At 41.1% G+C, this 13,020-nt stretch carries 11 protein-coding genes; 5 read left to right on the top strand and 6 right to left on the bottom strand.

What is annotated here, in order from left to right:
* Positions 1-91: 91 nt before the first annotated feature.
* The 5 genes from levG to levR all read right to left on the bottom strand — a co-directional run bounded on the left by levG (position 92) and on the right by levR (position 5,690).
* Positions 92-919 carry a PTS fructose transporter subunit IID gene (gene levG, locus MOC09_RS11360; protein ID WP_014114571.1) on the bottom strand — a complete coding sequence of 276 codons (828 nt, stop codon included), beginning with the start codon at positions 917-919 and terminating at the stop codon, positions 92-94.
* Positions 920-940: 21 nt separating this feature from the next.
* Positions 941-1,750 (bottom strand): PTS fructose transporter subunit IIC, encoded by an 810-nt coding sequence (gene levF / locus MOC09_RS11355; RefSeq protein ID WP_268358282.1) that lies wholly within the window; start codon positions 1,748-1,750, stop codon positions 941-943.
* Positions 1,751-1,766: 16 nt separating this feature from the next.
* Positions 1,767-2,255: a PTS fructose transporter subunit IIB gene (gene levE / locus MOC09_RS11350; protein ID WP_268358283.1), complete on the bottom strand. Its 489-nt coding sequence runs from the start codon at positions 2,253-2,255 to the stop codon at positions 1,767-1,769.
* Complete coding sequence (levD, locus tag MOC09_RS11345) at positions 2,255-2,695, bottom strand: PTS fructose transporter subunit IIA (protein WP_268358285.1); 441 nt, start codon at positions 2,693-2,695, stop codon at positions 2,255-2,257. Before levD ends, levE begins: the two co-directional genes overlap by 1 nt.
* Before the next feature lie 190 nt (positions 2,696-2,885).
* Positions 2,886-5,690 (bottom strand): transcriptional regulator LevR, encoded by a 2,805-nt coding sequence (levR, locus tag MOC09_RS11340; protein WP_268358286.1) that lies wholly within the window; start codon positions 5,688-5,690, stop codon positions 2,886-2,888.
* Between the two features lie 623 nt (positions 5,691-6,313).
* On the opposite strand from levR, the gene MOC09_RS11335 reads away from it, so the two are divergent.
* Positions 6,314-7,702, top strand: a complete 1,389-nt coding sequence (locus MOC09_RS11335) for an amino acid permease (RefSeq protein ID WP_268358288.1) — start codon at positions 6,314-6,316, stop codon at positions 7,700-7,702.
* 71 nt (positions 7,703-7,773) lie between these two features.
* Here MOC09_RS11335 and MOC09_RS11330 read toward each other — a convergent pair whose 3' ends face one another.
* Positions 7,774-8,406 (bottom strand): LysE family transporter, encoded by a 633-nt coding sequence (locus MOC09_RS11330; RefSeq protein WP_268358291.1) that lies wholly within the window; start codon positions 8,404-8,406, stop codon positions 7,774-7,776.
* Positions 8,407-8,559: 153 nt separating this feature from the next.
* Between MOC09_RS11330 and MOC09_RS11325 the strand changes: the two genes are divergently transcribed.
* The 4 genes from MOC09_RS11325 to MOC09_RS11310 all read left to right on the top strand — a co-directional run bounded on the left by MOC09_RS11325 (position 8,560) and on the right by MOC09_RS11310 (position 12,968).
* Positions 8,560-9,387, top strand: a complete 828-nt coding sequence (locus MOC09_RS11325) for a TrmB family transcriptional regulator (protein WP_268358292.1) — start codon at positions 8,560-8,562, stop codon at positions 9,385-9,387.
* 201 nt (positions 9,388-9,588) lie between these two features.
* Positions 9,589-10,089 carry an RNA polymerase sigma factor SigV gene (gene sigV, locus MOC09_RS11320; protein WP_268358293.1) on the top strand — a complete coding sequence of 167 codons (501 nt, stop codon included), beginning with the start codon at positions 9,589-9,591 and terminating at the stop codon, positions 10,087-10,089.
* Positions 10,089-10,946 carry an anti-sigma-V factor RsiV gene (gene rsiV / locus MOC09_RS11315; RefSeq protein WP_268358294.1) on the top strand — a complete coding sequence of 286 codons (858 nt, stop codon included), beginning with the start codon at positions 10,089-10,091 and terminating at the stop codon, positions 10,944-10,946. The genes sigV and rsiV overlap by 1 nt, the downstream gene beginning before the upstream one ends.
* A 108-nt stretch (positions 10,947-11,054) precedes the next feature.
* Positions 11,055-12,968 (top strand): acyltransferase family protein, encoded by a 1,914-nt coding sequence (locus MOC09_RS11310; protein ID WP_268370533.1) that lies wholly within the window; start codon positions 11,055-11,057, stop codon positions 12,966-12,968.
* Positions 12,969-13,020 lie beyond the last annotated feature (52 nt).

Here is a 13,020-nt window from a genome sequence, read left to right as displayed (position 1 = left end):
TCCGTTTCTGGCAATTCTCTATGTTTCGCTGTTATCCGAATGGTTTATATAGAAAAACTGCTGCAGTTTCTCTCTTCTTCCTTCACACAGCTTATGCTAAGAATCCAGCCCAATACCCAAGAATCCCGATGATAAAGATGCCGCATATAATGAGAAGAGGATTCACCCCTTTGCGCAGCATCCAAGCCACCAATAACGTTAATCCGAGAGGCAGCGCACCCGGCATAATGCTGTCTAACACATTTTGTACGGTTTGAACATCCACTTTTCCGCTTTCATCCTTAATTCTGGACACAACGATTGGAATGTTGATTGTGGTCCATTTTGAAACGAGGGCTCCCATTACAAATAACCCCAGAATCGAAGCGCCCTCTGTCAGCTTTTGAATGCGATTCCCCGCTAAATCCTGAAGAATCTCCATTCCTTTCACATAGCCATACTTTAATCCGTAATATTTTGTGCTTAATCTTATGGCGTTCAGCAAGAAAAAGAAGAGCAAAGGGCCGGCAATGTTTCCTCCTAACGCAAGAGATGCCCCTAACGCAGCTAAGACCGGGCGAATCGTCCCCCAGAAAATCGGGTCGCCTACACCCGCTATCGGGCCCATCAAACCGATTTTCATTCCGCTTATCGCTTTACCATCAATTCCTTTATTGTTCGCCATTTCTTCTTCCATGGCAGCCGTCACGCCAAATATAGGCGCTGTCAGCCACGGGTGTGTATTAAACCATTCCAAGTGCCGCTGCAAGGCTTCGTTCCTTTTTGCTCCGGGACCGTACAATTTTTTGATTGCCGGTATCATGACATAGCAATATCCCATTGCCTGCACACGTTCGAAGTTAAAAGAGCCGAGCAAAAAATTTGACCGAATAAACATGCTGAAAATTTCTTTTTTTGTTAATCGTTTTTCCTTTTCCATCTTTTCGTCACCCCTCATTGTTTAGGCATCAAGGTCATCATCATCGTCATCATAGACAGCAACATGACCGCCGTCTGAAGCTGCGGCGACTGCTCCGTGGGCATTATGTCTTTGCATCACCTGCTGGTATAAAAGCGCCAGACAGAGACCAAGGGCTCCAAATCCTACTAAGTTGAAATCGGTAAACGCCGCTAATAAGAAACCGATATAGAAAAATGGCTTTAAGTAAGGGATATTCATCATATTGATCACCATGGCATATCCGACAACCACGATAATGCCGCCGCCTATTTGCAGCCCTTTTGTAATGACGTCCGGAATATTGCCCAGGAACGCCTGAACAGCGCTGACACTGATCAATGCAACAATTAATGTCGGTATCATCACGCGCAGTGCTTGAAACACCATCGCAGTAATATGCATAATTTCAATTCCTTTTATATTCCCTTCTTTTGCATAACGATCAGCGCGGTGAATGAAAAAGACAGTAATCGTCCGCACAAAAATGGTCAGCGCCTGACCCGCCGCTGCCAAAGCAACAGCGACGGCAATGCCTTCGCCAATTCCCTGATCTGCGGTAATAACTAAAATGGTTGAGATGACAGAGGCGATCGCTGTATCAGGCGCCATGGCAAGGCCGACGTTCATCCAGCCCAGCGCCATCAGCTCCAATGTGCCTCCTAGAATGATTCCTGTTTTTAAATCCCCGAGCACCAAGCCGACTAGCGTGCAGGCCACAAGCGGACGGTGTGTCTGCCCTTCATCCAATACACTTGCGATGCCGGTGATTGCTGCAATGATTAACAACAAAATAATTTGTAATGAAGACATTTTCTCATCCCCTTGATTATTTTGTTACGTTCCGTAAAATCTGGACAAAATCCTCACTGGCATCTGAAGGCAGCTGCCTCAATTCCAGTTTCACGCCCAGGTCACTTAATGTTTCAAATGCCTTTATATCTTGCTCTGTGACGCTGACTGATTTTGTGATTTGCCTGCGATGATTTTCAAAACGCATTCCCCCGACGTTCACTGTTTTGATCGGCACGCCAGCTTCGATAAGAGATACAATATCAGATGGATTTTCAAACAAGAGCATTGCCGTTACCCCTTCATAGCGCGGACTATGAAACGCTTTTGCCATTTTTGAAACCGAAACGGCACTCGCCTTTACATTTGAAGGCGCAACAGAAAGGATCAGCGTTTTTCTCATTTCGTCCTGTGCAACCTCATCAGAGACTACGATGATTCGGTCTGCCGCATGGACTTTAATCCATCTTGTCAGAATTTGCCCGTGAATAAAGCGATCATCAATTCTTGCTAACACAATGTTCATTACAATTCATCCTCTCTTGTTTCTTGATTGGCTGTTTTTACTTTTTCTAAATGCTCACTGCACACTTGAAAACTTTGCTGGCTCATTGCTTTTAAGTTGTTCAGCAAATCTTTGAGTGTCAGATGTTCTCTCAGGCTTAATACCTCCAGCAGAATCGGCAGGTTTACGCCGGCTGCCATATCCATTCTCTGCCCCTCAGCAATGAAGGAAGCAGCCGCGTTATATGGAGTTCCTCCAAAAATGTCAACTAAGAAAAGCACTTCATTTTCTTCCGGTATGTCTTTGAGAACCTGATGATATTTTTCTTGCAGCGTTTGGATCCCTTCTCCTTTGAAAAACGGCACTGCAATCAGATTATTTTCTTCACCGAATATCATTCCTGAAGACTCTTTTAGTGCTATGGGAAAATCTCCGTGACCGCTGATAATAACTGAAATCATATCCATTGCTCCTTTCCTTGTGTTGTACATTCATTTATAATGCAAGGATCGTGCCAACAAAGCTGTGTTAAGCGTTTTCATTTGAATGTCAGCCAATGACAGTCCGCTGTTGAAACACTTGAGATCAAAAAAATAAACCTGTATTAAAATGGCGTTCCATTTAATACAGGTTCACTTGAAAAAAACGTTTTTAAAACAGCTGGCCATACATTTCTTCAGCGAATATGGCGGCTATAAATAATTTTTCATCATCACTTATGCAGAATCCAAGCTTTTGTTCATATGGGGCCAATGTCCGCTCTGTCACGTTCACCATTTCTTTCAGCTGATCATTGATTTCTTCTTCCTCGAAAGCAATCGGGTTCTGCTTAATCACTCGTTCAAAGGCGAAAGATGTATGCATAATGACTTTGATCAAAACGGCATTATTAAAAATGACCCCGAGCTCATCTTGAACGGTTTGCAGCCACTCTAATAACATGTCAATCATATGGTGGGGGTTCAAGAAGACAAGGTACTTTTTCAAACTATCCTCACAAAGCTCCCTGACAATGATATTTGCTTCGTTTAATCCATTGCTCGGCGGGAAGCTGCCTTGGGTAATCGCCTGTTGAATCAGCTTCTCCCCCTCCCCTTCAATTAACACTTCTAAAGATACATGCGGAGCATTGATTTTAGGGTCTTTCGTTCCCACTGTCGCAAGAATCTCATACTCTTTTTCAATATTTTTTATCCTGTTTGCCAATTTAATCGATGAAACGGTCAATATGTGAATCGGGGTATCTGAGGCCTTGTTGACGATCGTTGTCAAGATGTCTTCCAGTTTTTTGGCCGTTCCGCTGCCTGTCGTGCAGATGGAGACCAACGCCTTCTTTTTGCCCGATGACGCTGGCTGCCGATCCCATAACTGAATAAAATCCTTCGTAACCGATTGATATATCGCATGCAAATTTAAATCTAAATAGTTCACCTTTCTGACAGCATCCAGCACCATTGAAGTCGTAACATTGCTGATTGTTTTGATGGTAATGCCTGTCTTCTCTTCCAGCTTGCTTTCCAGCATCGCAAGTGACCCCATGTCTACCAGCATTAAAACACCTTCGCCTTCGTCAACCTGCTTGATTTTTTCTGTTAAGCATTCGATAATGTCCGAAGGTGAAACAGTAAGCGGCATATCAACTGCTGCAATCGGCGTGCTTCCTAACAGTTCTGTCGCGACTTCAACCATTGAACTCGCCGTTGTGTTACCATGAGCAGCCACGATAATCCCCACTCTTTTGTTCTCTTTTAACGATTTGATGGAATGAATCAGCATCGTTAAGTAGATGACTTCTATTTCTGGAACAGCCACTTTAAAATGTTCCTGAATTTTATCTTTAAAAATCATCGCCACCCGATATTCTTTTACATGGGTCTCACGGATTTCATCAGTCTCCTGTGTATTTAAAACATCAATTTGTTTTCCTCGCTTTAAAAATGCGTCAATATGCATACTCAAGAAATAAATAAATTTACGGTCAAATGGGCAATCCAGCTCATGTTCCGCTATTTCTTTTAACTGTTTTGTCATTTGAATCACGTCATCTTCAACGAATGTCAGCAGGCTGTCCTTTTGAAACGCCTGCTGATGAAAAAAACTTCTGACATGCAAATGAATATCAGTCAAAATGTATTGGTTAATATCCTTTTTGGATAACCCTTCTTTCATGAGGGTTTTCACTTTTTCCTCGATCAAATGATACAAGTTAAAGGAGAGATCTTCATCAATTTTTGTTGTTTCATCTTCTATAATCGGAGAGATGATCGTTGTAATATTGACATATTCAGAAATGGCTTTGCTTCTTTGCATGTTTTTGCTGCTGGACATCCATTCTTGCTTGATTTCATCAGGCAAATCCCGAACAGTCAGTTCGATCACCTCATCCCGATCAAGGTTATGCAAAAATCCATGTGCGCAAACTAATTGGACATTTGATTTCAGCTGTCCCACATTCCCAAATTTTGCAGAGTGAATCAGCGCATTATAGACATCTATGTGCACACTCAAATTTTTTTTAATCCGCTCTGCTTCTTTCCCTAATAAAAACGTCGTCAGATCTACTCTTTCTTTAAGCGATCGTTCTTCAAGCGAAGGAATATGAATGGTCATTGGGATTCTACGCAAAAATGTTTTTAACAAGGCAGAACTTGGATTTTCTGTAGTAGCGCAAATAAACAATACATTCGATGTTCGTTTATGTTCAGATTCTCCCAGCCGGTTGTAAGAGCCGCTGTCAATAAAATAAAACAGCATTTCTTGTCCCTCTGGAGGGAGGCGGTGGATTTCATCCATAAACAGAATGCCCCCATTGGCCTGTTCGACCAAACCAGCCTTATCCTCACCGGCACCTGTAAAGGAACCTTTTTTATGTCCGAATAATTGAGAAAGCAATAGCTGGGGATTGTTGTAGTAATCTGCACAGTTAAATGTAATAAACGGCGCACCCGCCTTCAAAATGTCAGCGTAAATGGCATACTGATAAATCCGGTTCGCAAAAAGGGATTTACCGGAACCTGTCGGGCCAAGGAGGAGCATATGCAGACCGTTCGGCGGATAAAAGACAGCTGCTTTTGCCTGGGAGATTGCTTTCTTCAAACTGCCTTTTGCCCCAATCATAAGTTCTAGAGGATTCGTGGAAATAGGTTGATGATTCTGTTTCGAATCCCCGGAAAACAGCTCCAATCCTTTCACTTCCATCATCTCTGTATCCCATTTCTTGTTGAATAGCCTTTCTGCTATTTCGACTGGAATGTAGCGCACAGGAAACGTTTTAATTTTGATAACCTTTTTGGACCGGACAAGATTGTTCAATTCAAAACTGACATTGGACCGCTCCATTTTCAGCTGCTCAGCTATTTCCTTTGCTGAATTTCCCTGTACTTGTAATAGATGATCTAAGCTGGCGTCATGAAAATTATGCATGAGCTGAAGGTATATTTTATCTATTCTTTTCACGTCTATCATCCTTTGTCCTTAGTAGATAAGCTCTTAACAAGAATATTCTGAATCCTTATGGCGGACAGCCTTGAGAGGATCTATTAAAACAATTCTAAAAAGGTCTCTATAGCAGATTGACAAACTTTCCTTTATGCTTATGTGTTTATTACTTCGAAACATTTTCATCTTATATTAGGATTTTAGATTTGCAGTTCTTCAAGGCAGCATCCTTCAAAAGTAATAATCAGTAAACAGTTTATCATTCCTATGAAAGGTCATGATGGAAAAATCATGAATACCCAAAAATGAATCTTATAGATTAGGACAAATTCCCTAAAATGCATTCTCGCTCGCCCATAACATCCATTGAACACAAAAAATGGCGGACACTCAATGTGTCCGCTATCGTAATTTACAGATAAACAATCAAGATTCAGCAACTGCATTGACAATACGTCGGAGGGTGAGACAATCAGTGACACCATCTCCGTCTGTATCAGCCACCTGATTTTAAGACCTAGCTACGAACAAGTAAATGAATTTTTATTTTTTAAATTTAAAAATTAAACATTGCATTCTTTTAAATGTTATAATATCCGATAAAACTTTATTCATCTTTTTATTATTGGGGGAAAATAAAATTGACAGGCAATTCTAGCAAAGACAATTTTGGACAGCAACAGAAATTGTCTAGAGGCCTTAAAAACAGGCATATACAATTAATGGCGATTGGAGGTGCAATCGGTACAGGTTTATTTTTAGGTTCAGGTAAATCCATCCACTTTGCGGGACCATCCATTTTATTTGCTTACTTGATTACCGGTTTATTTTGCTTTTTCATTATGCGTTCGCTCGGAGAACTGCTCCTATCAAATACGGGATATCACTCTTTCGTTGATTTTGTAAGGGACTATTTAGGGAACATGGCAGCGTTTATCACGGGCTGGACCTACTGGTTCTGCTGGATTTCTCTCGCGATGGCTGATTTAACGGCTGTTGGGATTTATACGCAGTATTGGCTTCCCGCTGTGCCTCAATGGCTGCCGGGTCTTCTTGCGCTGATCATCCTGCTGATCATGAATCTTGCCACCGTTAAGCTTTTCGGGGAATTGGAATTTTGGTTTGCATTGATTAAGGTCATTGCCATACTTGCTCTTATCGTAACAGGTATTTTCTTAATCGCAAAAGGTTTTTCCGCAGCTTCCGGCTCAGCCAGCCTCACTAATCTTTGGAGCCACGGCGGCATGTTTCCAAATGGATGGCATGGATTTATTCTTTCATTCCAGATGGTCGTCTTTGCTTTTGTGGGCATTGAACTTGTTGGTCTGACAGCAGGTGAAACTGAAAATCCCCAGAAAGTGATCCCTAAAGCCATCAATCAAATCCCTGCACGGATTTTACTCTTTTATGTCGGTGCACTTTTTGTCATTATGTGCATCTATCCTTGGAATGTTTTGAATCCAAATGAAAGTCCATTTGTCCAAGTGTTCTCTGCTGTAGGCATCGTTGCCGCTGCCAGTTTGATCAATTTTGTTGTGTTAACATCAGCTGCATCAGCGGCCAATAGCGCTCTATTCAGCACAAGCCGCATGGTCTATTCTCTCGCAAAGGATCATCACGCACCTGGATTACTGAAGAAACTGACTTCGTCTAACGTTCCAAGCAATGCACTGTTCTTTTCAACCATCGCCATCCTGATTGGCGTTAGCCTGAATTATATAATGCCGGAGCAAGTCTTTACATTGATTACAAGTGTTTCTACAATATGCTTCATTTTCATTTGGGGCATTACGGTGATTTGCCATTTGAAATATCGAAAAACAAGACAGCATGAAGCGAAAGCAAACAAATTTAAAATGCCTTTTTACCCATTATCCAACTACTTAACACTTGCCTTTCTCGCGTTCATTCTTGTCGTATTGGCATTGGCGAATGATACACGTGTTGCTTTGTTTGTCACTCCGGTCTGGTTTGTTTTATTGATTATTTTGTATAAGGTGCAAACCCGCAGAGAACATAAAATGAAATAATATAAAAAAGACAAGGGATACTCACTCCCTTGTCTTTTTTGTGCGGGCCAAACACCCAAAGGCTACGAATATTAACTCAAACCAGTTTTGATGCCGAAACCAACTAATATAATGCCAGTTACTTTTTGAAAAGCTTTCTGGAACTTCGAGTTTTTCATCCATTTTTTTGCATAGTCAATAATATAAACGAGAAAGAGGAACCACAACACTGCTAATAAAGTTAAGATTGAAGCTAAAATAATGAGCTGCTGGTTTATATTTCCCTTCAGATTGATAAATTGGGGCATGATTGTAACATAAACCAAAACAGTTTTAGGATTGAGAATGTTACTAAGAGATCCTTGCATAAAGGACGTTTTATAATAACGTTTTGGAGAATTCACGATGGTGTTTGCCTGGGATTGCATGTCATCTATAGAAAACATGCTTTTCGCAAAAAAACTTTTTACACCTAAATAAATTAAGTATGCTGCTCCCAAATATTTGATCGTTGTGAAAAGAATCACTGACTTTGCAATCACCACCGATAGACCTAAAATGGCTATAACCGTCCAAAAGGAAAGTCCTGTTGCTAACCCTAGAATATTGTAGCGACCGGCCTTCGGGCCATACCTAAGCGTATTTTTCATCACTAGCATCGTATCTGCCCCTGGCATGATAACCATCATGGCAGCGATCGGTATGTATGCGAGTAAGCTGTGCATTGTTCTCTCCCCCTTTAAAAAATTCCCTCGGCATATAGTGACTACGAAAGTAACTACTTATAAAAGTGTATCAATACGTTTGGAATAAATCAATATGGTTTGTTAAAATAGCGATTACAAAGGCAGGCGACTGCTCTTTATATTGGAGGATATATGAAGGAAAATATGTTAGACATTTTAAAGAACCTCAATTTTACCGAATATGAATCGAAAGCATATCTTGCATTATTGCAAGAATCGCCTTTAACAGGCTATGCCGTCGCCAAAAATTCCGGAGTGCCCCGCTCAAAAATTTATGAAGTCTTAGAAAACCTTGTCATAAGAGGAGATGTCTTTGTCAGTCACGGAAATACGCCTCAGTATGTCCCTGTACCCGCTAAAGAACTGATTAAAAACCGACGGCTCAAAGCGGAAGAGCATTTTGACCAAGCTGAGAAATATTTTGAAAAATTCGAGCAGACCGCTAATGACCGGGAAAATATCTGGAATATCACCGGACGCAGTGAAATTCTTGAAAAGGTGAAGGCTTGTATCCTATCCGCAAAAAAAAGAATACTGTTAGAAATATGGAAAGAGGATTATGAAGAAATAGAATCTGAGCTAAGACAGGCGGCAAGCAAGGGGGTCATTGTCACCATTATTGCGTACGGAGACATTGCATCTGATTTTGCCACTGTGTACCTTCATGATATGAGCAGTGAAATTACAGAAGAGTATGATGGGCGGTGGCTTGTCTATAGCGGAGATGATTCAGAAGTAGTAGCAGGTATCGTCTCTCTTGGCAAAGACAGCCGTGCTGCATGGACGATGCATGTAGGTTTGGTTATGCCTATTACCGAAGTAATCATTCACGATCTGTATCTCATGGAAATTCTGAAAAAGCATAGAGGGCTTTTAGAAGAAAGCTTTGGGAAAAATCTCATCCAGCTGCGCCGCAAATTTTCTATCCACTCCGATTTCAAAAAACATTATCTGGAATAGAGCAGCAGTATAAAAACATGGCTTGTTGATACAAGCCATGTTTTTTTATGCATTCCTTTCTGCAACGTTTGCGATCCTCCCTCCTCTTAACAATCCTTTTAAAAAAATGTGATTCTGCGCAAACTATTTTTCAGCCTGCCGCGTCTATCCTAGGCAACAGCTTATGATATACGTATATTTAAAAAGGAGCCCTTTATTGCAATGAAGAAAAAACAAACAACAAAAGCGTTGCTTGTCACATGCATAACTGATCATAAACAAGATTTCTACAGGTTGGCTTTCAGTTATGTGAAAAATCAAGATGACGCATTAGATATTGTTCAGGAATCTATAAAAAAAGCGCTGAGCTCAGTTGAATCGGTCAGAAACCCTGAGACGATAAAAAGCTGGTTTTATAAAATTTTAGTACGGACAGCTATTGATTTTTTACGCAAACAAAAAAAGATAAAAGTGATGGATGACGAAACGATAGAGTTTTTAAGCAAAGGAAAGGAAGACCATTACAAGGATACCGATCTCCATGAAGCGCTTGACGAATTGCCGTACCGCTATAAAACCATTATTATTTTGCGTTTTTTTGAAGACCTCAAATTAGAAGAAATTGCGGAAATCACAGGAGAAAACACGAATACCGTCAAAACGCGCCTCTACAGAGCATTAAAACTGATGCGCATTCAGTTGACGAAGGAGGATCTTTCCTAATGGATAAGAGATTGCAGCAATTAAGAGAAGAATATAAAAATGTTCAGATACCGAAAGAACTTGATATCATTGTTGAAAAAGCCCTTCAGCAAAAACCAAAAAAGAAAAGAATCGTCATGTGGCCGACATCAGCAGCTGTCGCGGCGGCTATTTTATTCACTGCACTTGTCAACATCAACCCAGACGCAGCTCAAGCGATGTCAAGAATCCCTGTCATCGGCAAGATTGTCAAAGCCATCACTTTTATCGAGATCAAAGAAGAGAAAGATCAATCGAGCATTGATGTCAAAACACCTGCACTGTCCGGACTTTCTAATAAAGAGCTTGAAAACAGCATTAACCAGAAATACTTGAAAGAAAGCAAGCAGCTATACAAAGAATTTATACAGGCCACATCCAAAAACAAAAAAGGACATCTCAGTATCTATAGTGATTACGAGACAGTAACAGACACACCAGATTTACTCTCTATCCGGCGTGATATTGAAAAAACACAAGCATCTTCTTACACACAGAGCCGTTATATCACGATTGACAAAGAGAATGATATCTTACTTACATTAAAAAGCTTATTCAAGGATGAGCGCTATATCAACGTGATCAGCCAAAACATCAAAGAACAAATGAAACAGCAAATGAAGGAAGATCCAAATAAAATATATTGGCTCACTGACGATGATGCAGAACCATTTAAACATATTCTTCCTGATCAAACGTTTTATATTACTGAAGACCATAAACTTGTGATTTCTTTTGATGAATATGAAGTTGCCCCCGGCTATATGGGCGTTACTGAGTTTAAAATACCGACCAGCGTCATTTCAAACTTGCTCGTGGGAGAACGTTATGTTCGATAATTTCAAAAACATCCATCTCCTATCATGGATGTTTTCTCTCTTCTCGATTTGACATCGTACTTTGCATCAAAACAACGAGATTATCTGCACACAATTGGAGGAATACCCATGTATCACAAGACACAAAATCACCGATACATCCCTGGACTCGATGGCCTTCGGGCTTTTGCCGTCCTGTCCGTTATCGCTTATCATCTAAACTTCAATTGGGCTAACGGCGGCTTCATTGGAGTTGATCTCTTTTTTGTTTTATCCGGCTATTTAATTACATCCATTCTATTGCCGGCACATGGAAATGATATCAGCCTTGATTTTCGGGACTTTTGGGTGCGCCGTATTCGGCGGCTTCTGCCGGCGGCTTACCTTATGATCTTTTCTGCTGTTATTTGGATTGTATTGTTTGACAGGGAACTATTGCACACGGTTCGAGGAGATGCCATTTCCTCTCTCTTTTATATGAGTAATTGGTGGTTTATCTTTCATAAATTATCATATTTTGATAGTTTCGGTTCCCCGTCGCCGCTCAAAAATCTTTGGTCTCTGGCGATCGAAGAGCAATTTTATATCGTATGGCCAATATTCTTGGTTGTTGGAATGTACATATTCAAAAGCCGTGCCAAATTGGCGGCAGCGGTATCCTTGCTTGCGCTTTGTTCAGCCGTGATGATGAGCATACTATATGAACCTGGCGGAGATCCGAGCCGTGTGTACTACGGCACAGATACTCGTTCGTTTGAACTTCTCATCGGATGCGCCTTGGCTCTGGTATGGCCGATGAAAAGGCTGTCTTCCAACAGGCTGCCAAGCAAACTGAAGCACACTTTGCACGCCACTGAATTTTTGGCGTTTTGCATTTTAGTGTTATGTGTCTATTTCACAGATGAATACGAACCTTTTCTTTACAGAGGCGGAATGCTTTTGATAAGCATGGTTGCCGCCATCCTTATTGCATGTGTTTGCCATCCGAGCAGCTTTTTAGGCAATCTGCTTTCATGGAAGCCGCTCCGTTGGCTTGGAACGAGGTCTTATGGGATTTATCTTTGGCATTATCCTGTTATTGTGTTAAGCACGCCAGTTCAAGAAATCGGAAACCCTGTTTTATGGCATATCGTGCTAAAGGTCATTGTTACATTTATACTCGCTGAGCTTTCCTATCATTTTATTGAGAAGCCTGTACGGACACAGGGATTTAAATCATTTTTCCGCCGTACCTTTATACATAGAATAAGAGAATGGAAAACAACATCAGTCATCAGCAAAATGTCAATTGGCTTTATGATTCTCGCTATTATGGTTTTTGCGGGAGGACTGTCTGGTCTAGCCGGAGAGCAAAAGCACCCTACCAAATGGACGTATAGTTCACAAAAGAATGCTGATGCCAGCCAGGCATCTGACAATAGAAAAAGCACTGCAGCTGACAAAGACAAGGAAGACGCTCCTGATGAAAAGACAACAGAAGCCAAAGAAGCTCAAAAGGAAAACAAAAAGCTCGAAAACGAGTCTACTAAGCATAAAGACATGCAATCTCAACAGGCGAAAGAACCCGCAGACTCTGATAAAGAAGTGTTGGCTATAGGAGATTCCGTCATGCTGGATATTGCCTCATACCTCCGTCAATCCCTTTCAAATGTTACGATTGATGGAAAGGTGGGGAGACAAATGTCTCAAGCCCTGGAACTCACTCAGGATTACAAGTCATTTAATCAGCCGAACAAGGCTGTCATTATTGAGCTGGGTACCAATGGCTACTTTACAAACAGCCAAATCGAACAATTGCTTGAATCTTTCTCAAAAGCTCATATCTACCTTGTCAATACACGGGTTCCCCGCCAATGGGAAAGCAAAGTAAATCAATCTTTGCAGCAACAGGCAAGCGCACACCAAAATGTTACGTTAGTTGACTGGCATACAGAAGCTCTTCAGCATCCGGAATATTTCGCCCCAGATGGCGTACACTTGGTTCCTAAAGGCGCTAAAGCTTTGACTGGTCTTATCGTTCAGGCCATGAAGTCGTTTTTGTAAGAAATAGGCCCTATTTTTAAACATGGGCGTCATAAACATCCATTGAAAGCTG

This window comes from Bacillus sp. N12A5, from assembly GCF_026790125.1.
GTDB lineage: Bacteria > Bacillota > Bacilli > Bacillales > Bacillaceae > Bacillus.
Note: the sequence above shows the minus strand (reverse complement) of the source record. Positions and strands in the feature narration are given on the sequence as shown.